17 protein-coding genes and 2 riboswitches are annotated in these 21,093 nt (G+C 67.3%); of the genes, 7 read left to right on the top strand and 10 right to left on the bottom strand.

Annotated features, from left to right (window positions below):
* Nucleotides 1-14 precede the first annotated feature (14 nt).
* Entirely contained in the window at nucleotides 15-896 is an 882-nt protein-coding gene (locus tag CHB73_RS14720) for an AraC family transcriptional regulator (protein ID WP_089275364.1), read from the top strand.
* A gap of 51 nt (nucleotides 897-947) precedes the next feature.
* Entirely contained in the window at nucleotides 948-1,775 is an 828-nt protein-coding gene (locus tag CHB73_RS14715; protein WP_089275363.1) for a methyltransferase, read from the top strand.
* Nucleotides 1,776-1,780: 5 nt separating this feature from the next.
* Here the strand turns inward: CHB73_RS14715 and CHB73_RS14710 are convergent, their stop codons facing one another.
* The 5 genes from CHB73_RS14710 to CHB73_RS14690 form a co-directional block, all read right to left on the bottom strand.
* Nucleotides 1,781-2,743, bottom strand: a complete 963-nt coding sequence (locus tag CHB73_RS14710) for an NYN domain-containing protein (protein ID WP_179217074.1) — start codon at nucleotides 2,741-2,743, stop codon at nucleotides 1,781-1,783.
* 239 nt (nucleotides 2,744-2,982) lie between these two features.
* On the bottom strand, nucleotides 2,983-4,356 hold the full coding sequence (locus CHB73_RS14705) for a sigma-54-dependent transcriptional regulator (protein WP_089275361.1): 1,374 nt from the start codon (nucleotides 4,354-4,356) through the stop codon (nucleotides 2,983-2,985).
* 16 nt (nucleotides 4,357-4,372) lie between these two features.
* Complete coding sequence (locus tag CHB73_RS14700) at nucleotides 4,373-5,869, bottom strand: sensor histidine kinase (protein WP_327438391.1); 1,497 nt, start codon at nucleotides 5,867-5,869, stop codon at nucleotides 4,373-4,375.
* Nucleotides 5,870-5,872: 3 nt separating this feature from the next.
* Nucleotides 5,873-7,231 carry a glucose-6-phosphate isomerase gene (locus CHB73_RS14695; protein ID WP_089275360.1) on the bottom strand — a complete coding sequence of 453 codons (1,359 nt, stop codon included), beginning with the start codon at nucleotides 7,229-7,231 and terminating at the stop codon, nucleotides 5,873-5,875.
* Between the two features lie 73 nt (nucleotides 7,232-7,304).
* Nucleotides 7,305-8,480 (bottom strand): pyridoxal phosphate-dependent aminotransferase, encoded by a 1,176-nt coding sequence (locus tag CHB73_RS14690; RefSeq protein WP_089275359.1) that lies wholly within the window; start codon nucleotides 8,478-8,480, stop codon nucleotides 7,305-7,307.
* 387 nt (nucleotides 8,481-8,867) lie between these two features.
* Between CHB73_RS14690 and CHB73_RS14685 the strand changes: the two genes are divergently transcribed.
* Nucleotides 8,868-10,907, top strand: coding sequence for a methyl-accepting chemotaxis protein (locus tag CHB73_RS14685; protein WP_089275358.1), 2,040 nt, complete (start codon nucleotides 8,868-8,870; stop codon nucleotides 10,905-10,907).
* Between the two features lie 84 nt (nucleotides 10,908-10,991).
* Here CHB73_RS14685 and trxC read toward each other — a convergent pair whose 3' ends face one another.
* Genes trxC through CHB73_RS14660 form a run of 5 tightly spaced genes read right to left on the bottom strand, consistent with a single transcriptional unit; the run spans nucleotide 10,992 to nucleotide 14,431 of the window.
* The gene (gene trxC / locus CHB73_RS14680) at nucleotides 10,992-11,423 is read right to left on the bottom strand and encodes a thioredoxin TrxC (RefSeq protein ID WP_089275357.1); all 432 of its coding nucleotides are present in this window, start codon (nucleotides 11,421-11,423) and stop codon (nucleotides 10,992-10,994) included.
* Nucleotides 11,424-11,483: 60 nt separating this feature from the next.
* The gene (locus tag CHB73_RS14675; protein WP_089275356.1) at nucleotides 11,484-12,212 is read right to left on the bottom strand and encodes a PilZ domain-containing protein; all 729 of its coding nucleotides are present in this window, start codon (nucleotides 12,210-12,212) and stop codon (nucleotides 11,484-11,486) included.
* Nucleotides 12,209-13,177, bottom strand: a complete 969-nt coding sequence (locus CHB73_RS14670; protein WP_089275355.1) for a flagellar motor protein MotB — start codon at nucleotides 13,175-13,177, stop codon at nucleotides 12,209-12,211. Before CHB73_RS14670 ends, CHB73_RS14675 begins: the two co-directional genes overlap by 4 nt.
* A gap of 29 nt (nucleotides 13,178-13,206) precedes the next feature.
* Nucleotides 13,207-14,073 (bottom strand): flagellar motor stator protein MotA, encoded by an 867-nt coding sequence (gene motA / locus CHB73_RS14665; RefSeq protein ID WP_089275354.1) that lies wholly within the window; start codon nucleotides 14,071-14,073, stop codon nucleotides 13,207-13,209.
* Between the two features lie 49 nt (nucleotides 14,074-14,122).
* On the bottom strand, nucleotides 14,123-14,431 hold the full coding sequence (locus CHB73_RS14660) for a twin-arginine translocase TatA/TatE family subunit (RefSeq protein ID WP_089275353.1): 309 nt from the start codon (nucleotides 14,429-14,431) through the stop codon (nucleotides 14,123-14,125).
* Between the two features lie 184 nt (nucleotides 14,432-14,615).
* Nucleotides 14,616-14,754, top strand: a riboswitch (cyclic di-AMP (ydaO/yuaA leader).
* 118 nt (nucleotides 14,755-14,872) lie between these two features.
* Between CHB73_RS14660 and CHB73_RS14655 the strand changes: the two genes are divergently transcribed.
* The 4 genes from CHB73_RS14655 to CHB73_RS14640 all read left to right on the top strand — a co-directional run bounded on the left by CHB73_RS14655 (nucleotide 14,873) and on the right by CHB73_RS14640 (nucleotide 20,968).
* Nucleotides 14,873-16,765 (top strand): potassium transporter Kup, encoded by a 1,893-nt coding sequence (locus CHB73_RS14655; RefSeq protein WP_235641623.1) that lies wholly within the window; start codon nucleotides 14,873-14,875, stop codon nucleotides 16,763-16,765.
* A gap of 78 nt (nucleotides 16,766-16,843) precedes the next feature.
* A riboswitch (cyclic di-AMP (ydaO/yuaA leader) is annotated at nucleotides 16,844-16,980 on the top strand.
* A gap of 48 nt (nucleotides 16,981-17,028) precedes the next feature.
* On the top strand, nucleotides 17,029-19,005 hold the full coding sequence (locus CHB73_RS14650; protein WP_089275351.1) for a potassium transporter Kup: 1,977 nt from the start codon (nucleotides 17,029-17,031) through the stop codon (nucleotides 19,003-19,005).
* A gap of 131 nt (nucleotides 19,006-19,136) precedes the next feature.
* A complete protein-coding gene (locus tag CHB73_RS14645) occupies nucleotides 19,137-20,351 on the top strand; it encodes a hypothetical protein (RefSeq protein ID WP_089275350.1) in 1,215 nt (404 codons plus the stop codon).
* A 47-nt stretch (nucleotides 20,352-20,398) separates the two neighbouring features.
* Nucleotides 20,399-20,968 (top strand): hypothetical protein, encoded by a 570-nt coding sequence (locus tag CHB73_RS14640; protein ID WP_089275349.1) that lies wholly within the window; start codon nucleotides 20,399-20,401, stop codon nucleotides 20,966-20,968.
* The last annotated feature ends 125 nt before the right edge of the window (nucleotides 20,969-21,093 follow it).

The following is a 21,093-nucleotide window of genomic DNA, read 5'->3' as shown; positions in this document are numbered from 1 at the left end:
CGGAGGCGCTCTGCATGACCAGGCGGCACGCCCCCAGGCGCGACGATGTTCGCGTGCTGCGCCCGGCGCATGAGCCGGGGCTGGAGCTCATGCGCGCCAGCTTCTTCGGCCAGCGCTTCGCCCGGCACAGCCACGAGGGCTTCGGCGTTGGCGTCATCGAGACCGGGGCGCTGGGCTTCCGCTATCGCGGCGAGGAACTGGTGGCCCCGGCCGGGGCCGTCAACACCGTGAACCCCGACGAGCCCCACGACGGGTACGGCGCGGGAGGATGCGGCGCGGGCGGACATGGCGCGCCGGGCTGGACCTACCGCATGTTCTACTTCCCGGCGGCTTTCCTGGCCCGCATGGCCGAGGACGTGGCGGGCGCTCCCACGCCTCTGCCCTTTCTGAACTCCGGGGTCGTGCGCGACCCGGAACTTGCCGCCCTGCTGCTGCGCGCCCACGCCCTGCACCTGGACCATGCCGCCGCCCCCGGCCAGCGCCTGGGGCGCGACTCGGCCCTGCTCGCCGCCTTCGCCCGGCTCATCACACGGCACACCTACGCGCCCCCGAACCTGCCCCGCGCCCGGCCCGAGCACCATGCCGTGGCCCGAATCAAGGAACGTCTGCGCGAGCGCCTGGACGAAGACCTGCCCCTGGCCGAACTGGCGCGCATGGCCTGCCTGAGCCCCTGGCATCTGGTGCGCGTATTCGCCCGGCACACGGGCCTCACCCCGCACGCCTGGCTCATGCAGCAGCGCGCCCGCGCGGCCCGCGACCTGCTGCTCCGCGGCACGCCCATCGCCGAGGCCGCCGCCCGCAGCGGCTTCGCCGACCAGAGCCACCTTACGCGGATCATGAAGCGCCTGACCGGACTCACGCCGGGCCAACTGCGCAATTCCGTCCAAGAATCATAGTCCCGCGCCGCGCTACACCCTTCCGCGACACCAATCACGGAGGGCTTTTCCATGACCGACTACGTTCACGGCTACTGCGAGACCGAGGCCGCGCGCCTGCAGGACCAGTCCGACGCCCTGGCCGGGCTGCTGTACGGCGATGTGCTGGACGGCTCCGGCCGCTACCCGGAAGGCGCGCTGGTGCTGGAAGCAGGCTGCGGCACCGGCTGCCAGACCGTGCGTCTGGCCGCGGCCAACCCGCACGCCCGCTTCCTCTCCGTCGACATCTCCGCCGCGTCCCTGGAGACCGCGCAGCGGGCCGTGGACGCGCGCGGCCTGCGCAACGTGGAGCTGCGCCAGGCCGACCTCATGCGCCTGGCCGACGACCCGGCCAACGCCGGGCGCTTCGACCACGCCTTCGTGTGCTTTGTGCTGGAGCATCTGCCCGATCCGGCCGGAGCGCTGGAAGCCCTGCGTCGGCTCATCCGGCCCGGCGGCAGCATGACGGCCATCGAGGGCGACCACGGCTCCTTCTCCTGCCACCCGGAAACGGCCCGCGCCCGGCGCACGGTGGAGTGCCTGGTCACGCTCCAGGCCCGGGCCGGGGGCGACGCGCTCATCGGCCGCAGGCTGTACCCATTGCTCTCCGGCGCGGGCTTCGGGCAGGTGCGGGTGGAGCCGCGCATGGTCTATGTGGACGGCAGCAATCCGGCGCGCATAGAAGGGTTTTCGCGCAACACCTTCATCGCCATGGTGCGCGGGGTGCGCGAACGCGCGCTGGAGGCCGGGCTCATGACGCCGGAGGACTGGGACGCGGGCATTGCGGAGATGGAGCGGGCCGCCACTCCGGAAGGGACGTTCTGCTACACGTTCTTCCGGGCGGATGGGGTGCGGGGGTGAGCGAACTACTGGACGCCAACAAGTAACGAGTCGGCGCTCAACAATTCTTTCAACTGCCGCCGCAACTCCCGGCGATCCGCATCGCCAACACGCGCACCGAAGTGCCTGCGCGCGAGATAGAGCAGCTTGCGGTCAATCTCAGGGGGCAGCCCTCTGCCTGTCTTGGCCTCTTCCCGCTCTTCCTCGGATAATTGCTCATGACAGGAAACGGCGATGATGCGCAAACCATCCGCGTGTGGCGTCGATTCGTCCAGGCATGGCAAAGAATCTTGAGAGGGCTGGGCTTGCGCCGACAGTGCGGCGTCAGGAGCAGACTGTGCGGCGACCACATGCCCCGCCACAGGCGAATGCGGAGCCAACTGCGCTTGCGTCTCCCGCCCCGCCATGTTCGCCCTTCTCGTGGCACCCCGGACGGCTGGCGCAGGGGAAGACATAAAGGCGGCAGCATAGCTGTATATATCCCACTCGTTCCACCGGCACTTCCGGTCAACTTCGGCTTTGAGATACGGAGAAGTCGCCTCTCCATTGCCCAGGGAGAGCAGATGCACACGTAATCCCAGTCCTTGTGCCGCCACAACTCCCGGAGTCAAATCGGCATCTCCAGACACGATAAGCGCTTCCGTAATGGCCTTGTTCTGCGCAAGCCCGATCAGATCGGCGATGATCAAGCCATCAACAGCCTTTTGTTTTCCCAGCCTGTTGCGGGTGCCCATGCGCAACTTGAAGTCATCCAGCGACTCAATCTGGCTGTGCTCACTGGCCTTGCCATTGTCGCCGGGGCCATCGTACCAGTATATACGCAACAAACTTGCATCCGCAAATTCCCGCTCGGCGGTCTCAAGCAGCAGGACACGCAAGGAAGGATAGTCCATGCACACCTGGCTGCGATCGGCTTTCCTGCCAAACACGGCCTGGATGGTCTGCGCCCAGAAGTAGCCCGCATCAACAAAGACCGCCAATCGGCGCATACTGCCTCCAAAACAATAAGGGGAACGCTTTCGCATTCCCCTTTTGGCTAATCGGTGCCTTTTGGGCACCTTCATAGTGGTCGCCCCTGCAAAACGAGGAGCGCGCTAATACGATAGAGTCTAGGGAACACAAGCGTGGCTGTCAAGCCTATTTCTTAGCGGAACACCCGACAGCAACACGCCAACAAACAAATGGATAAACCGACTACGTTAATCCGTCAAGTGCTTCTAGCCACCCGCTACTTCGCCGAGATGGTGTACTTTTTCAGCTTGTACTGGAGCAAGCTCTTGGAGATGTTCAGCAGCTCCGCGGCCTTGACCTGCACGAAGTCGGCCTTGACCAGCGCCCGGCGGATGACGGCCGCCTCGATCTTCTCCAGGGTCTCGGAGAGGTCGAGCTTGGTGGGCAGCAGGTCCACCGCGCTCTTGAACTGCGCGTCCTCGTCCTTGATCTCCGGCGGCAGGTCGTCGGCGTCGATGGTCTCGCCCCCGGCCAGCACCACGCAGCGCTCGATGACGTTCTCCAACTGGCGCACGTTGCCCGGCCATTCGTAGGCCGAGAGGTAGTCCATAGCCGAGGGGCTGAAGCCCTTCATCTCGCGCCCGTTCTCCTTGGCGAACTTGTCCAGGAAGTGCGCGGCCAGAAACGGGATGTCCTCCCGACGCTCGCGCAGGGGCGGCAGCTGGATGCTCACCACGTTGAGCCGGTAGAACAGGTCCTCGCGGAACAGTCCATCGGCCACGGCTTTTTGCAAATCCCGGTTGGTGGCCGCCACGATGCGGATATCCACCTCCACGGCTTCGGTGCCGCCCACGCGCTCGAAACGACGTTCCTGCAAAACGCGCAGGAGCTTCACCTGCATGTCGTGCGAGAGCTCGCCGATCTCGTCCAGAAACAGCGTGCCCTTGTCCGCCAGCTCGAAGCGGCCGCGGCGACGCGACACCGCGCCCGTGAAGCTGCCCTTCTCGTGGCCGAAGAGCTCCGACTCCAGCACGCCGGGATTGAGCGCCATGCAGTTGACCGAGACGAAGGGCCCGTCCTTGCGCGGGGATTCGTTGTGGATGGCCTTGGCGATGAGCTCCTTGCCGGTGCCGGACTCGCCGGTGACGAGCACGGTGCTGCGGCTGGGCGCGGCGCGGTGCACCATGTCCAGCACGTGGCGCATACTCTTGTCGCGGCCCACGATGTTGTCCGCGCCGAAACGCTCCTGTATCTGCCGCCTGAGCTGCCTGTTCTCCTGCTGGGCTCTCGCGTACTGCATGGCCTTGGAAAGCGAAAGCAGCAGCTCCTCGTTGGAGAAGGGCTTGGTGATGTAGTCGAAGGCCCCGGTGCGCATGGCCTCCACCGCGGCCTCGATGGAGCCGAAGGCGGTCATGATGAGCACGGGGATGTACGGATAGCTCTTCTTGACCCGGTCCAGCACGTCCTTGCCGGTGAGCTTGGGCATCTTCATGTCCGTGACCACCACGTCCACTTCGGACTCTTCCAGGAAGGCCAGGCCCATCTCCGGGTCGGAAAGGGCGGTGACCTTGTAGCCCGCGTCGGTAAGGATGGCGTCCAGCACGAGCAGGTAGTTCTGCTCGTCGTCCATGATGAGAATGTTGCCTGACATGTGGTGCTCCGTTGGGCTATTGAGCGTCCTGCCGCACTGGTGCGGGGGCGGTCTCCCCCTTGTCCGGGCAGGGCAGGGTCAACTCCACCACTGCGCCGCCCTCGGGGTGGTTCTTCAGGGTCACCTGGCCGCCGTGGCTCTCCACGATGCTGGTGACGATGGCCAGCCCCAGGCCCGTGCCCGTGTCCTTGGTGCTGAAGAAGGGGTCTTTGAACTTGTCCAGATTCTTCTCGTCAAAACCGGGGCCGGAGTCGCGCACGCGCAGGGTGAGCGTGGGCCGGGCGTCGTCGCCATCGGCGGCCGGGCTGGCAAGCACGTCCACCTCGATTGCGCCCCCTTCGGGCATGGCCTGCATGGCGTTGCCCAGCACGTTGTACACCGCGCGGTACAACAGGTCGCGGTCGCCCAAAACCAGCGTGCCCTCCGGGCAGCTGTGCGCCATGCGGATGCCCTTGTCCTCGCACTCGCGCTCCAGAAACACGCAGGCCTGCTCCAGAATGCGGCACAGGTCCACCTCGTCCTTGCGGGGCTGCCGGGGCCGCGCATAGTCCAAAAATTCGTTCACCGTGCGTGAAAGCCGCCTGCTCTCGTCGTAGATGGCCTCGATGATGCGCGTGTGGGGATGGTTGTCGGCCTTGGCCTTTTTGAGCACCAGCTCTGCGCTGGACTGGATGATGCCCAGCGGGTTTCTGATCTCGTGGGCCACGCCGGAGACCATGCGGCCCATGCCGGCCAGCTTTTCCTGCTGGTGCAGCTCGGCCACCAGCTTCTCCTTCTCGGCCTGGCGCTCCGCGCTTATCTTGTCCACCCGGCGCAGAATGCTGATGATGAGCCAGAAGAGCACCAGGCTGGTGACGATGGAGGAGGAATACACCAGGCGTTCGAAATTCACCACGGCCATGTAGTCGTCGGTGATGTCCTGGCTGAACTCCAGGATGCCCATGATGGGATTCTTTGCGCCGGGGCCGAAGCTGCGCTCCATGCGCAGGGGGGTGAAGCCGCGCATGACCACGCTGCCGGGCTTGAGCTCCAGCTTGAACATGGCGGAGAAGCCCGACTCCCTGCTGAACAGCTCGAAGCTCGGCTCCTCGTGGGTCAGGGCGCGTTTGACCCCCTCCCCGGCCAGGCCCGTGCGCAGCACCAAATTGGGATCGGTGCAGTAGGTCACGCGCAGGTCGGGGTCATAAATGCGCACCTCGCGCACGTGGAAGCTGTGGATGGTGCTGCGCACCACCTGGTCCAGCCGGGTGAACTGCTCCGGCACGCGCAGGCTTATCTGCCCATAGCCGATGATGGTGGGCAGGGTGAAGCGGGTGAATATCTGGTGCGAGAGGTTCTCGGCCAAAAGCAGCCCGAATTCCTTCTGCTTCTCCAAAAGCACGCGCTCCGCGCGTTTGGAAAGAAACACCGAGAGCATCAGGTTGGTGCCCAGGATGAGGATCAGGAAGGTCCAGGTGAGAACCTTGACGAACTGCAGGGGCTTGTGCGCCCCCAGCATGGAGGAGATGCTCAAGGATTAGAACTCCCGCTCGTCGCGGCAGCAGCCGGTATAGGCGGCAAGGTCGGACTTCTCGGCCGCCAGGCCGTCCGCGCCCAGGCGCGCCTTGGCCAAACGCTTGCCCAGTTCCACGGCGGGCTGGTCCACGGGGTTCACGCCCATGAGCCAGCCGGTCAAAAGCGTTGCCGCGCCCAGAAGCGCCATCATCCGGCCCGCGCCAAAGGCGTCGTCTGCCGTCAGGCGCAGGGCCACAAGGGGGACCTCGTTGGCGCACAGGGCCATGCGCGTGCCCAGGGCCTCGGCGGGCAGCAGCTCGCCAAAGCGCTTGCCGCGCAGGTAGTCGAAGATCTCCGGCAGGTCCGCCGGGAAGGTCGGCCCGGCAGGTCCGGCGGCGCGCTCCACGAACAGGCAGGCCTTGTTGCGCGGGCCGTCCAGGAACATCTGGTTCACGCTGTGCTGGTCGGTGACGCCCACGGCCGGGACGGGCTGGCTTCCCTGGCCGTCCTTGCCCAGGCTCTCGGCCCAAAGCTGGGCGAACCAGTCGGCGAAGGAGGACCAGGCCGGAATGTAGAAGAAGGTGATGAGCTCGGAGTAGCCCGCGTCCATGAGGGCCTTGGCCCACACCGCGAATTCAAAGGACGGCTGTGCGGCAAGCCCGCCCGCGGAAAGCCCGGCATGGGCCAGGGGCGCGGCCACGGACTGGAAGCCCTGCACAAGACCGCGCCAGTCCATGCCCAGAAAGGCGGCCGGGACCAGTCCCACGGCGCTCAAGGCGGAATAGCGGCCGCCCAGGTTGTCGGGCACGGGCAGGGTGCGGATGCCGAACTGCGCGGCCTCCTGGCGGAGGTACCCTTTCTGCGCATCGGTGTTGAGCAGAAGATGGTCCTTCCAGGCATCGGGCAGCTCGTTTTTGAGCCACTGCTTGACCAGGAAATACTGGCCGATGGTCTCGATGGTGTCGCCGGACTTGCTGACCACGTAGACCAGGGTCTCCGCGGCGGGCAGACGCGAAAGGTGCGCCTCAAGGCTCGCCGCGTCCACGTTGTCCAGAATCCACAGGCTTTTGCCCGCGTGCCCGGGCAGGTCCTGGGAGGGCGCGAAGGCTTTTTGCAGAGCGCGGGCCCCCAGGGCCGAACCGCCGATGCCCAGAAGCAGCATGTGCCGGAAGCGGCCCAGGAACCCAGCCTCCAGTTCCGCCAGGGACTGCGTGAGCTCCGGCAGGAAGGGCATGGACAGGAAGGGCAGCCGCCCCCCGGCCACCTCGGCCGCGAGCTTCTGCGCCATTTCCCCCGCGCGGTCGCGCAGGGCCGGGGCCGTGGGCAAGCGGTCCCAGCGGGCGTTGGTCCAGTCCAGAACGTCCTTGCGAGCTGCGGTCATGGAGCCCTCCCTTGCCGCGCCACGCGGGCGCCGGGTTGATGGTTGCGGCACGCCGCCGGGAAAACCGCCCCGGCTACTTGCCCAGCAGCACCTTGCCCACCCTGGCCAGCGCGCCGACAAGCACCTCGTCGGCCACGGCGTAGGAAAACCGCACGCAGCGGTCGTCGCCGAAGGCGCTGCCCGGAACCAGCGCCACGCCCGCCTCTTCCAGCAGGCGTGTGCACAGGGCGGCGGAATCGGGCATGTCCGGGGTGTAGTACTTCTCCACCACGGGGAACAGGTAGAAGGCGCCGTCGGGCTTGGGGCACACCACCCCCGGCCAGGAGCGGATGACCTCAAGGGCCAGGTCGCGCCGCCGCACAAAAGAGGCCTTCATCTCGTCCACCAGGGTCCAGGGGCCGGTAAGCGCGGCCACGGCCGCCTTCTGGGCCACGCTGTTGACGTTGGAGGTGCTCTGCCCCTGAATCTTGGCGCAGGCCTTCACCAGGTCGGGGTGCGCCAGGGTCCAGCCCACGCGCCAACCGGTCATGCAGAAGCTCTTGGACAGCGCGCCCACGATGGCGATGCTCTCCGGGTGGCGCTGCCACATGGGCGAAAGGGTGCTGGGCTTTGCCGGCTCGTACACCAGGCGGTCGTAGACTTCGTCGGAAATGATGAACACGCCGCGGGCGCGCGCCCAACGGGCGATTTCGTCCAGGGCGTCCTGGGAATAGTGGCCGCCGGTGGGGTTGGAGGGCGAGTTGAGGAGAAGCACCGAGGTGCGCGGGGTGCACACGGACTCCAGGTCGCGCACGCTGACCAGAAAGCCGCTGTCCGGGTCCGTGGGCACGATGACGGGCACGCCGTCGGCCAGCTCCACCATGGCCGGGTAGCTCACCCAATAGGGCGCGGGGATGAGCACCTCGTCGCCGGGGTTCAGAAGGGCCATGAGCAGGTTGTACAGGGCCTGCTTGCCCCCGCAGGAGGCGATGGCGTTCTCGCCCTTGGCGCACACGCCGTAGAACTGGCCGTAATACCCGGCGATGGCCGCGCGCAGGTCCGGAATGCCCGGCACCGGCGTGTAGCGGGTGAAGCCCTCGTCTATGGCGCGCTTGGCGGCCTCGCGCACATGGTCCGGGGTGCCGAAGTCCGGCTCGCCCACGGCGAGGCTCACCACCTCGCGTCCCTGGGCCTTGAGCTCCTGCGCCTTGGCGTTGACGGCCAAGGTCGCCGAGGGCTTGAGTTTCCTGAGTCTGTCGGAGATGCGCATGGGGGGTACCGTCCCTGTGGCGAAAATGTAGGAGGCGGGGCGAAGTCCGCCTGCCCGACCTTCTAGAGCAAAATCAACCGCAGGGAAAGGGGGGGGCGGACGCGCCGCGCCAGGGCACGGCACTGCACCACACTGCATTGCGCCCGCAGCAGCCTTTTTGTGCGGAGCGCACGGGCGCACATCCGCCCCGGTTCAGGTTCGGCGATTCGCCTCCCAATCCTCCATCCCGTCCCAGGGCCGTGGTCGAGCCCATCAAAACACACTTTTTTCGACCTGTTTTGCGCGACCCCTGTTGCGTTGTTACGAATTGACCGATATAGGTGTGACATCCCGGTTACGATCGATTATGCAAATAAATGTATTGCATTTTCTGCAAGGAGTCCCCCCATGAAACTCAACATCTTTGTCAAAGTCACCGGAATGGTCATCGGTGCGGTGCTGGTCACAAGCATCAGCCTGTTTCTCGCCGCGCACTACTTCGCCCAAAAGGGATTCAACGCGGAAGCCAAAGACAACATCCGGCTTTTCCAAACCGTTGTAGAAAAAAGCGTGCACGGAAGGCAGGACGACGTTCTGAAGGGCACGGCCTCCCTGGCGCTGAACCCGGCACTGTCCCAGGCCATGGCCGACGGCGACATCGCGAGGCTGCGCGCCATGCTCAAACAGCAGCTGGACATCTTCCACGCCAGCACCGTCTTCATCACCGACGCGCGGGGCGTCATCCTGGCGCGCGGGCACTCGGACAAGGCCGGGGACAGCGCCGCGGACCGCTACGCCGTGGCCCAGGCCCTCAAGGGCCAGGGCAGCGCCTCCATCGAGCAGGGGAAAATCGTCAAATACGCCATCCTGGGCGCGAACCCGGTCATGCGGGGGGGCGCCGTGGTGGGCGTTGTGGCCATGGGCTTCGAGCTCTCGGGCGAGGCATACGTGGACGAGGTGAAGGCCCTCACCGGGCTTGAGGTCACCATCTTCGAAGGCGACACGCGCATCTCCACCACCATACTGAAGGAGGGCAAGCGCGCGGTGGGCACCAAGATGGACAACCCCGTTGTCCTTGAGACGGTGCTCAAAAAAGGCGAACTGTTCCTCTCCCAGAACGTCATCCTGGGCAAGTCGTACGAGACCGCATACTGGCCGCTGAAGGACGGCTCCGGGGCCATCCGCGGCATGTTCTTCATCGGCAAGGACCGGCAGATCATCGAGGCCACAGAGTCCGACATCTCCTGGGCCATCTTCCTGGCGGGCACGATCATCTCTCTGGTCATGGCCGGACTTGGGCTGCTGTTCGCGCGCTCCCTGGCCCGCCCCCTGCAACGCACGGCAGACTTCGCTGAAGAGGTCGCCGCCGGACGCCTGGACCACCAGCTCGACGTGCGCCGCGACGACGAGATCGGCACCCTTGCCGACACGCTGCGCCACATGGTGGAGCGCCTGCGCAGCATGATCGCGGAAAGCGAACAGAAGAGCATTGAGGCCAAGCAGCTTGCCGAGGAGGCCAGCCAAGCCAAGGCCGTGGCCGAGGACGCTCTTGTCCAGGCGGCGAAGGCCAAGCGCGAGGGCCTGCTGCATGCCGCGAACAAGCTGGAGCAGGTGGTGGGCGTGGTCTCCTCCGCCTCCGAGGATCTGTCCTCGCGCATCGAGCAGTCGCGGCGCGGGGCCGACCACCAGTCCCAGCGCGTGGCCGAGACCGCCACGGCCATGGAGGAGATGAACGCCACAGTCCTTGAAGTGGCCCAAAACGCCGGACGCGCCGCGGAAACCAGCGAGAGCGCCCGCAAGGAGGCCGCGCGCGGCGCCCAGGTGGTGGCCCAGGCCGTGGGCGGCATCAGCGAGGTGCGCCAAAGCAGCCTGGCCCTCAAGGAGGACATGGCTTCCCTGGGCAAGCAGGCCGACGGCATCGGCCAGGTGCTCTCGGTCATCACCGACATCGCGGACCAGACCAACCTGCTGGCGCTCAATGCCGCCATCGAGGCCGCGCGCGCGGGCGACGCCGGGCGCGGCTTCGCCGTGGTGGCCGACGAGGTGCGCAAGCTGGCCGAAAAGACCATGACCGCCACCAAGGAAGTGGGCAACGCCATACGCGGCATTCAGGAAGGCACGCGCAAGAGCATCCATGGGGTGGAGCGCTCGGTGGAAGTCATCCAGCGCGCCACGGAACTGGCCGAGCAGTCCGGCCAGGCCTTGCAGTCCATCGTGGGGCTGGTGGACGCCAGCTCCGACCAGGTGCGCTCCATCGCCACCGCGGCCGAGCAGCAATCCGCCACCAGCGAAGAGATCAACCGCAGCGTGGACGACATCAACCGCATCTCCAACGAGACTGCGGGGGCAATGAGCCAGGCGGCAAGCGCCGTGTCCGACATGGCGCACCAGGCGCAGACCCTCAAGGCCCTCACCGACCAGCTGCGGGCCGAGGGACAGGAGGCGTAGCGCGCAATACGGGGGCGCGGCCCCTGTGCGCCCATGTGGAGGAGCCGGCGGGAAGGCCCGTCGGCTCTTTTTTTGTGATGGGAATCAGCCGCGCAGGCCCAGGCGCTGGTTGGCCCAGGCCACGATGTCGCCCGCTGGCCGCGCGCCCATGAGGCGGTCCAGCTCGCGGCCGTCGCGAAACAGAATCAGCGAGGGAATGGAGCGCACCTGAAAACGCGCGCCCAGCGCCGGATGCGCCTCGGTGTCCACCTTGCCCAGGCGCACGCCGGGACCCAGCAGTCTGGCCGCCTCGTCAAAAGCCGGGGCCATGCTTCGGCAGGGACCGCACCAGGGCGCCCAGAAATCCACCAGCAAGGGCAAAGCGTCGCGGGACAGCAGCGTGTCCAAAAGGGAGGCGTCCAGATGCAGAACGCCTCCGGCCAGGGGCCGGGCGCACTTGCCGCACACGGCGTTTCCCAGGCGGGCCGGGTCGGCGCGGTTCACGGCATGGCAGGAAGGGCAGACAAGGTGTTTCATGAGCGCGAAATAAGCATCCGCCGCCTGCTGACAAGGGGCGCGGCCGGACAGGCGGCCCGGCTACACGTACCCGGCGTCGCCCTCGCGCTGGCGGCAGGCGGAGACCACCCGCGCCACCATGCGCTCCAGATAGCGGATGTCGCGGATCTCCATGTTGGTGAAGAAAAGCCCGCAGGTGGCGCGGTCGTCCTCCCGCCGCAGGCTGCGCACCACCGCATCGCCCGCGGCGTAGCCCGAGCCCACGAACAGCAGGCGGAAGGGAATGCTTTTGCCCACGGCCAGATCGGCGTAGGCCTGCTCCGAGGCGTCCACCAGCACCCTGGCCCCCCCGGCGGAAAAATCCAGCAACTGCGGGGTCTCGAACCCCTCCAGCAGAATGCCCACGCCCATGTCCTCCTCCACGGGCACACGGTAGTGCATCCGCAGGGACGTTTCGAACAGGTCGCACGGAGTCGGCGCGCTCACGGCAATGGCCTCCACGGCCAGCCCGGCGCTCGGATAGTCGGGCCGCACATCCAGGACGCGGGCCACGTAGCCCATGGGCCTGAGCTCCTCCCCGCAGGCAGGGGCCAGGGCCACCACCTCGGCTTGCGCCCCGCTGGCCTCGCGCGGCACGGGCGGGTCGGTCTGGGCCAGAAACAGCACATCGCCCTCCCAGTCCAGCACGCGCGTCTGGCGCACGTCGATGCGTTCGCGCAGGGCGTCCTTGTGCAGGACGATGAACGCCTCCGCCCCGGCCCGCAGCAGGACCGCAGGGTCCAGGGCCAAGCACGCGGTCTCCGGGCTCATTGCTTCACTCCTTTGAGGGTGATGATCGGCCTGGAGGGCGTTTGCTCCTCCGGCTTGGCAACGGGCTGGCGGCCCTCCACGGAGAGCATCCGCTCGATGGTGGCGTTCACTTCCTCGGCGATGTTGGGCTCCTTGGCGCGCGCCTTTTCCGCGCCGATGCGCTCGGCCAGGCCGTCGCCCTCCTGTGGCGGCACGTAGTTGCGCACCAGAATGCTGATGCGGCGGTTGCGCGGATCGGTGGGATTGTCCGGATACAGGGGCTGGGTGGCGGCGAAGCCGGACACGCGGGCCAGACGGTCCTCCGGCAGGCCGCCCTGCTCCAGGGCGTAGCGGGCGGTGCTGGCGCGCTGGGTGGAAAGCTCCCAGTTGGTGTACTTGCCGCCGGAATAGTTCACCGCGTCGGTGTGGCCCTCCACCTCCACCTTGTTGGGCAGGTCCTTGAGCTGGGAGCCGATGAACTGCACGGCCTTACGGCCCTTGGCGGTCAGCTCCGGGCTGCCCTTGGCGAACAGCGGATCGTCCTCGTTGTAGCCGATCTGGATGCGCACCCCGGCCTCGGTGACATCCACCGTGATCTGGTCCTTCACGTCGGGCAGGTTCAGGTTCAGCGCATCCTGCATACTGGACTTGAGGCGCTCGGGCTGCACGGCGGGCTGTTTTCCGTGCTCGGCGGCCTCGGTAAGCTGGTCGCGCTGGGGCACCGGGGGCTTGTCCTGGTCGGGAATCATGGCCCCGCCCTGGCGCACGTCCAGGCTGCTCTGCTTGTCGAACAAACTGAATTCCTTGAAATACTGCTCCACGCCGGCGCGTTTCTCCGGCACCACCATGGACAAAAGCCACATGAGCAGAAAAAAGGCCATCATGGCGGTCATGAAGTCGGCGTAGGCCACCTTCCACGCGCCGCCGTGGGCGCCGCCGTGGCCCTTCTTGACCTTCTTGACGATGATGGGCTTGTTCTCGGCCACCTGCCTTCTCCCTTAAGCCGGGGCCGCGCCTACGCGCCGCCCTTCTTGCTCTGGCGCAGCAGTTCCTCCAGCTCGTCGAAGCCGGGGCGGTCGTGGGCGGGAATGGCGCGCCGGGCGCTCTCAAGGGCCATGGCCGGGGGCCAGCCCATGGCGAAGGCGTTCATGGCGGCCTTGACCACGTTGAGCTGGGCGCTGGTCTCCTCCACCAGGGTGCCCATGATGGCGGCCAGCGGCCCGGCCACGCCATAGGACAGCAGCACGCCCAGGAAGGTGCCCACCAGCGCCGCGCCGATGGAGTGGCCGAGGACTTCGGGCGGCTCGGAGAGCTTGCCCATGGTGAGCACCACGCCCATGACCGCGGCCACGATGCCGAGCGCCGGGAAGGCGTCGGCGATGCGGTTCAGGTTGGTGGGGGCCTGGAGCGCGTCGGCGTGGTGGGAGTCGATGTCGATCTCCATGAGCGCCTCGAACTCGTGGGGCTCCATGCTGGCGGCTGTGTAGGCCTTGAAGTTGTCGCAGATGAAATCGAGCACGGCGTGGTTCTTCAGGACCGACGGCCTGTTGGTGAAGATGGCGCTGCCGTCCGGCTTGTTCACGTGGGACTCCAGGGCGATGACGCCCTCGCGCCGGGCCAGGGACAGCAAATCGAACAGCACGAGCAGGATCTCCGTGTAGTCGGCCTTGCCCTTGGGCTTGCCCGTGAACACGGTGACGAGGTTCTTGCCGATGGCGACGTTGACCTTCATGGGCGAACTGATCAAAAGCGCCCCGAAACCGGAGCCGCCGATGATCAAGAGCTCAATGGGCTGCCACAGCACGTGCAGGTTCCCGCCTTCCAGCAGGTACCCGCCGATGACGGCGCCCATAACAACGACAAGGCCGATGATCGCGAACATTGCTCTCCCTTTGCGCGGGTCCGGACCTGAAGCGTCCGCCTGCCCGCCGTCAGGCCTTTGGCGGGGTTGCGCCGTCCTCGCCGCCCGCTGGCGGGGCCTGTTTCGCGCCCGAAGTCCCGTCTGCGGCCTGCGCCGTATCCTGCGCCGGGGCTGCCGCAGGCCCGGCAGCCTTTTCCTGGTCGGCTGGCGCATTGCTCGGCTTCGGCGCGCCCACCTCCACCTCTTCCGGCTCGGAGAGGCCGCGCTTGAAGCTGGTCATGGCCTTGCCGATGCTTCCCGCCAGGTCCGGCAGCTTGCGCCAGTTGAACAGCAGCAAGCCGATGACGATGATGACGAGGATCTCCTGCATACTGGTCATGTGGCGGCCTCCCTGCGGCGCGTTGGGCCGTGGAGCTCCACGGCCAGAGAAACATGCAAAACCCATACCTGTCGACATCGTCAATTCCAGGCTCCCGGTTTTGGGACGGGCATGAACCAGACTACCCTGTTCCGGCCCGGCTTGGCAACCGCCGACGTGTTGACAGCCGCACGCCGCGGGCGTAGTGCGGATTCTGCCGAATCCCGGAAGCGTTTTCCGGGAGCGGGGGACCCACTCCCTTGGGGCGCATCGCTTGAAAAAGCGTAGGACACCTTTCGGTCCGAGCCCGTCAGCTAACCTCGCAGGCGTCGAAGGGGAAGACCTCCGGTACACGGGGCCATCCCCCGTTATTCATGCGTACCGGAGGTATCGAGCATGTCTTCCTTCCGTTCGGCCGCAAATCGGCCGCCTTTGCCTGACGCCGGGCGTCAGGATTCTTCCGTGCCCCCCGTCCAAAAATCCACGGGCGAAGCCCCGCACGGCAAACCCCTGGCCTTGGCCCTGGCCGCCCTGGGCGTGGTCTACGGCGACATCGGAACCAGCCCGCTGTACGCCGTGAAGGAGTGTTTCCACGGCGCACACGCCATGGCCCCCACCCCGGACAACATCCTGGGGGTGTTGTCCCTGGTGCTCTGGTCCCTGTTTGTGGTGGTGGGCGTCAAGTACGTACTGTTCGTCATGCGCGCCGACAACTCGGGCGAAGGCGGCATTTTCGCCCTGCTGGCCCTGATCCGCCCGCACGCCTCGGGCCGAACCGGCGCGGCCCTCACGGCGCTTGCCGTGTTCGGCGCGGCGCTGCTCTACGGCGATGGCGTCATCACCCCGGCCATTTCCGTGCTCTCGGCCATGGAGGGCCTGAGCGTGGCCAGCACGGCGGCGGAACCCCTGGTGGTGCCGGGAACCTGCGCCGTGCTGGTGGCGCTGTTCCTGGTGCAAAAGCACGGCACGGCGCGCATCGGGGCCATCTTCGGCCCGGTGATGGTCCTCTGGTTCGCGGTCATCGCCGGGCTGGGCCTGGTGGCCATCGCGCAGGAGCCCGCCGTGCTCGCGGCCATCAACCCCGTGCACGCGGCGGGGTTCTTCGCCAGAAACGGCCTCCACGGACTGGTGGTGCTGGGCTCCGTGGTGCTCTGCATCACCGGCGGCGAAGCCCTGTACGCGGACATGGGCCACTTCGGACGCGGGCCCATCCGCCTGTCCTGGTGCGCCATGGTCATGCCCGCGCTCGCGCTCAACTACTTCGGTCAGGGCGCGCTGCTGCTCTCTCGGCCGGAGACGGCCTTCAACCCCTTCTACGCCCTGGTGCCGGAAGTCCTGCTGTACCCCATGGTGGCCCTGGCCACGGCGGCCACGGTCATCGCCTCCCAGGCCATGATCTCCGGCGTGTTCTCCCTTACCCAGCAGGCCGTGCAGTTGGGCTTCTGCCCGCGCATCCGCATCGTCAACACCAGCGCGGAGGCCAGGGGCCAGATCTACCTGCCCGGCGTGAACACGGCCATGCTGGCCGCCTGCCTGGGCCTGGTGCTGGCTTTCAAAAGCTCCAGCGGACTGGCCGCGGCCTACGGCATCGCGGTGACGGCCACCATGGCCATCACGACGCTGCTTTTCTTTTATGTTGCGCACGTCCTGTGGGCCTGGCCCGTCTGGCGCACCATCCCGCTCATGGTTCTGTTCCTGCTCTTCGATCTCTCCTTCCTGGGCGCCAATCTGCTCAAGGTGGCCGACGGCGGCTGGTTCACCCTCACCGTGGCCGCCCTCATCATGACCGCCATGGCCACCTGGCGGCAGGGCAAGGCCGCCCTAGGCCGCCAGTTCCAATCCATGGGCCTGCCCATCGAGCTGTTCCTGCAAAGCCTGGCCGCAGGCACGCCGCCCCAGCGCGTTCCGGGCACCGGGGCGTTCCTGTCCGTGTCGCCCACGGGCACGCCCATCACCCTGCTGCACCACTACAAGCACAACAAGGCCCTGCACGAGCAGGTGCTGCTGCTCTCCATAGGCAGCGCGGACACGCCCTTCGTCCCTGCGGCGGAGCGCGTCGCCGTCACCCCGCTGGAGCACGGCTTTTTCCGCATCACCGCGCGCTACGGCTTCATGCAGACCCCCAGCGTGCCGGAAATTCTGCGCCTGGCCCGCGCCCGCGGCATCCACGCCGACATGAGCGACACCAGCTTCTACCTGGGCCGCGAAAGCCTGCTCACCAGCGGGCCGTCCAAAATGATGCGCTGGCGCAAGAGCCTGTTCGCCTTCATGTCGCGCAACGCCTGGAACGCCACCACCTTCTTCGGCATTCCGCCAGGCCGCGTGGTGGAGCTGGGAACCCAGGTGGAGTTGTAGGACCGGACGGCAGCCCCCTGGAAGCGCATGGCGCCGCTTCCGGGGGGCTGCCTTGACACCCCCTTTGCGCGGCGGCTATGAATGCCGTTGCCGAATTCCGGGTTTCTCCCTGGAAGCGGGGAACCCACTCCCTTGGGGCGCATCGCTTGAAAAAGCGTAGGACACCTTTCGGTCCGAGCCCGACAGCTAACCTCGCAGGCATCGACAGGGTAGCCCTCCGGCAAGCGGGCGATCCCGCAGCCCCCCAGTTCCGGAGGAAAACAATGCCGTCCGATTCCACCCCACAGCAGCCCGGGCAGCCCGAAACGCAGGCCCACGGGCATGTCCCCGACCAGACCGCCGCGCAGGCCCCCGCCCCGACGGACGGGCACGGCTCCGGCCGCAGGCTCGGCCTGGCCCTGGCCGCCCTGGGCGTGGTCTACGGCGACATTGGCACAAGCCCGCTGTACGCCGTGAAGGAATGCTTCCACGGCCCCCACGCCGTGCCGCTCTCCGCGGTGAACATCATGGGCGTGCTCTCCCTCATCCTCTGGTCGCTGATCATCGTAGTGAGCGTGAAATACGTGGTGTTCATGCTCCGGGCCGACAACAAGGGCGAAGGCGGCGTGTTCGCCCTGCTCTCGCTGTTGAGCGCCAAGAACGACACCACCTCCCGCGCGGGCAAGGCCGTCTTCGTGTTCATGGCCATGTTCGGGGCCGCGCTGCTTTACGGCGACGGCATCATCACCCCCGCCATCTCCGTGCTCTCCGCCATGGAGGGCCTGGGCGTGGCCACCGATGCGGCCCAGCCCTTCATCGTGCCCGGCACCTGTCTGGTGCTCGTCAGCCTGTTCATGGTGCAAAAGCACGGCACGGCGCGCATCGGCAGAATCTTCGGGCCGGTGATGATCCTGTGGTTCGCGGCCCTGGCCGCCCTGGGTCTGGCGGAAGTTGTGCGCGAGCCCGCGGTGCTGGCCGCGCTGAACCCCTGGTACGCGGCCCGCTTCTTCATGGAGAACCACCTGCACGGCATGGTGGTGCTGGGCTCGGTAATCCTCTGCATCACCGGCGGCGAGGCCCTGTACGCGGACATGGGCCACTTCGGACGCGGGCCCATCCGCCTGTCCTGGTGCGCCATGGTCATGCCCGCGCTCATGCTCAACTACTTCGGCCAGGGCGCGCTGCTGCTCTCCCGGCCGGAGACGGCCTTCAACCCCTTCTACGCCCTGGTGCCGGAAACCCTGCTGTACCCCATGGTGGCCCTGGCCACGGCGGCCACGGTCATCGCCTCCCAGGCCATGATCTCCGGCGTGTACTCCCTTACCCAGCAGGCCGTTCAGCTGGGCTTCTGCCCGCGCATCCGCATCGTCAACACCAGCGCCCAGACCAAGGGGCAGATCTATCTGCCCGGCGTGAACACGGCCCTGATGTTCGCCTGCCTGGGCCTGGTGCTGGCCTTCCGCAGCTCCAGCGGGCTGGCCGCGGCCTACGGCATCGCGGTGACCATCGACATGACCATCTCCTCGCTGTTCTTCTTCCTCATCGCCCGGATGCTGTGGGGCTGGAGCCTGTGGAAGGCCCTGCCCCTGGTGGCGCTGTTCCTGCTCTTCGACCTCTCCTTCCTGGGCTCCAATCTGCTCAAGGTGACCGACGGCGGCTGGTTCACCCTCACCGTGGCCGCCCTCATCATGACCGCCATGGCCACCTGGCGGCAGGGCAAGGCCGCCCTGGGCCGCCAGTTCCAGTCCATGGGCCTGCCCATCGAGCTGTTCCTGCAAAGCCTGACCGCAGGCACGCCGCCCCTGCGCGTTCCGGGCACGGGCGTGTTCATGTCCGTGTCGCCCACGGGCACGCCCATCACCCTGCTGCACCACTACAAGCACAACAAGGTGCTGCACGAACAGGTGCTGCTGCTCTCCGTGGGCAGCGCGGACACGCCCTTCGTCCCCGCGGCGGAACGCATCGCCGTCACAGCCCTCGACCACGGCTTTTTCCGCATCACCGCGCGCTACGGCTTCATGCAGACCCCCAGCGTGCCGGAGATTCTGCGCCTGGCCCGCGCCCGCGGCATCCACGCCGACATGAGCGACACCAGCTTCTACCTGGGCCGCGAAAGCCTGCTCACCAGCGGGCCGTCCAAGATGATGCGCTGGCGCAAGAGCCTGTTCGCCTTCATGTCGCGCAACGCCTGGAACGCCACCACCTTCTTCGGCATTCCGCCAGGCCGCGTGGTGGAGCTGGGAACCCAGGTGGAGTTGTAGCCGCACGGCGCATTGCGGCACGCCCGGCCTTTACCCCGAGGCCAGGACGCGCTATGTCCCCCTTCGGGGACACATCCCCGGATGAGGCCCATGCAGCCAAGCAGCCACCAGATCCCCTTTCAGGAGCGCTCATGACCCTCCGTCCCGCCGCGCTCGCCGCCGCGCTGCCGCTTTTCGCCGCCTTTGTGGCCGCACCTCTCGCCGTACTGGCGGGTAAGCTGAGCGGCCGGGAGGACGTGCTCCTGCATTTCGGGCCACGGGGCCTGGCACCCTGGCTCGTCCTCTCCGGCGGAGCGTTGGCCTACAGTCTGGTCATGGCGGCGCGCACGCGCAAGGCGGCGCAACAGCGCCTTTGGCCCGTAAGCGCCCTGGGCCTTGGCCTGGGCGCAGCCGCAGGCCTGCTTGCCGCGCTGCTGCCCCCCCTGCTGGAACAGGCCGTGGGCCTGGCCCCGTTGCTGGACGAACTGCGCCTGCCCGCGCTGGTCCTGTTCGCCGCCCTGTGGGCCTGGAGCTTCGGCACGCCGGAACGCGGCTTGCTGGCGCGCAGCGGGGCCGTGCTGGGCGCGCTCTGCGTGCTGGACTTCCTGCTCACGGCCATCATGGCCCGCAGCCTGGTGTTGGGCGGCGGCTTTCTTTTCGGCGAAGCGAGCGGCACGGCGGACATCCTGGCCTTCCTGCTCTGCATCGGCCTGGCCGCCACCCTGGACGACACCGTCGACCCCCGGCAGCCGAGGCTGGCGCGCTGGCTCATCCTGGCGGGCGTGCTGTCCACTTTCTCGCGGCCCGGACTGTGCGCGGCCGGGATCATGTGCCTGGTTCTGGAGCGCGGCCCGCTGAAAAACCGTCTCGCCGCGGCCCTGGCCTGCGGGCTGGCGGTCTGGGTCTCCCTGTCGCTGCCCCTGCCGCTTTTTGACGAAAGCGGAGACCTTGGACTGGCCTGGCACCTGACCGCCACCACGGAAGCGCTTGACCAGGAACCCTGGGGCTACCTGACGGGAATGCCCCTGGACCAGCCTTTGGCCCTGGCCGTGCCGGAATTCCAGGGACTGCTCTGGGAAGAGGATTTCCAGGGCCTGCCCGTGTACGCCTTCGACATTCCTTCCTCCGGGCTGCGCCTGCTGGCGGCTTGGGGGGCGGCGGGACCGCTGGCCGTGCTGGGCGGAGCCGGTCTGTGCGCCCTCAAGGGCCGCGGGCGCTTCGGCCTGGGCCTTCTGGTGGCGCTCTTCTTCTGCGCGGCGCTTTCGCCCGTGCTCCATGTCCCGGCCACGGCGGCGGCGTTCGCCCTGGCCCTGGCCTCCGCCACGCGCAAGGCCCCGGACCCGGCCGCCCCGGAGCAGGCGGCCTAGACACCTCCGACGTCGGCGTTCCCGGCGTCATCAAGCGGAGAGAGACCATGACGGCACCGAACCGGCTCACCGCAGCCTCACGCCCCCTGTCCCGCCTGGCCGCAGCCCTTGTCCTGGCCGGCGTCCTGCTCGCCCCCGCCTCCCCGGCCTTCGCCGTAAGCGACGATGCCGTGCTCCGGCGCATGGACGCGGTCATTGAGGAGAACAACCGCCTGCGCGACGAGGCCTGGAAGGCCAAAAAGCACGGCAAGGAGGCCGCCCGGCAGGCCCAGGAAGCCCTGGACGCCTCCGATGCGCGCCTGGAACGGACCCGCGCCGAGGCCCTGGCCCATGTTGCCGGCGTAAGTCCGGCCCAGGTGGAGACCCTGCGCCGAGACGGCAAATCCTGGGGCCAGGCTGCGGGTGAACTGGGCGTGCACCCCGGCTTCCTGGGCGTGGGCAAGACCCCGCTCTACCAATCCCTGCCAAAGGCCAAGAAGGCCGGCTCCAAAATCAAGGCCAAGGGCAAGGGCGGCAAGAAGCACACGCTCAAGGCCAAGGGCAAGAGCACGCGGAAGGCCGTCAAAAAGGCCCCCACGACCAAGAAAAACAACGCCGTCAAAAAAAAGGCCAAATAGCCTGCGCAGCAACGCAGCGCACGGCGTTGCAGTCCTTGACGCGCCCTTGATCTCCTGGTACGCAAAACAATAATACGTAGAGCCAGGACATGCGTTGCGCGCCCTGCCCCAATTCCCTGCGGCGA

This window comes from Humidesulfovibrio mexicanus (genome assembly GCF_900188225.1).
Taxonomy (GTDB): domain Bacteria; phylum Desulfobacterota; class Desulfovibrionia; order Desulfovibrionales; family Desulfovibrionaceae; genus Humidesulfovibrio; species Humidesulfovibrio mexicanus.
The sequence above is the reverse complement of the archived record's forward strand: the minus strand, read 5'-3'. Positions and strand labels throughout refer to the sequence as shown.

Coding starts and splice junctions, on each gene's coding strand:
- CHB73_RS14650 (WP_089275351.1), top strand. CDS start 17,029: ATGCCGTCCGATTCCACCCCACAGCAGCCCGGGCAGCCCGAAACGCAG.
- motA (WP_089275354.1), bottom strand. CDS start 14,073: ATGTTCGCGATCATCGGCCTTGTCGTTGTTATGGGCGCCGTCATCGGC.
- CHB73_RS14645 (WP_089275350.1), top strand. CDS start 19,137: ATGACCCTCCGTCCCGCCGCGCTCGCCGCCGCGCTGCCGCTTTTCGCC.
- CHB73_RS14685 (WP_089275358.1), top strand. CDS start 8,868: ATGAAACTCAACATCTTTGTCAAAGTCACCGGAATGGTCATCGGTGCG.
- CHB73_RS14705 (WP_089275361.1), bottom strand. CDS start 4,356: ATGTCAGGCAACATTCTCATCATGGACGACGAGCAGAACTACCTGCTC.
- CHB73_RS14660 (WP_089275353.1), bottom strand. CDS start 14,431: ATGACCAGTATGCAGGAGATCCTCGTCATCATCGTCATCGGCTTGCTG.
- CHB73_RS14675 (WP_089275356.1), bottom strand. CDS start 12,212: ATGAGCCCGGAGACCGCGTGCTTGGCCCTGGACCCTGCGGTCCTGCTG.
- CHB73_RS14695 (WP_089275360.1), bottom strand. CDS start 7,231: ATGACCGCAGCTCGCAAGGACGTTCTGGACTGGACCAACGCCCGCTGG.
- trxC (WP_089275357.1), bottom strand. CDS start 11,423: ATGAAACACCTTGTCTGCCCTTCCTGCCATGCCGTGAACCGCGCCGAC.
- CHB73_RS14690 (WP_089275359.1), bottom strand. CDS start 8,480: ATGCGCATCTCCGACAGACTCAGGAAACTCAAGCCCTCGGCGACCTTG.
- CHB73_RS14640 (WP_089275349.1), top strand. CDS start 20,399: ATGACGGCACCGAACCGGCTCACCGCAGCCTCACGCCCCCTGTCCCGC.
- CHB73_RS14715 (WP_089275363.1), top strand. CDS start 948: ATGACCGACTACGTTCACGGCTACTGCGAGACCGAGGCCGCGCGCCTG.
- CHB73_RS14720 (WP_089275364.1), top strand. CDS start 15: ATGACCAGGCGGCACGCCCCCAGGCGCGACGATGTTCGCGTGCTGCGC.
- CHB73_RS14710 (WP_179217074.1), bottom strand. CDS start 2,743: ATGCGCCGATTGGCGGTCTTTGTTGATGCGGGCTACTTCTGGGCGCAG.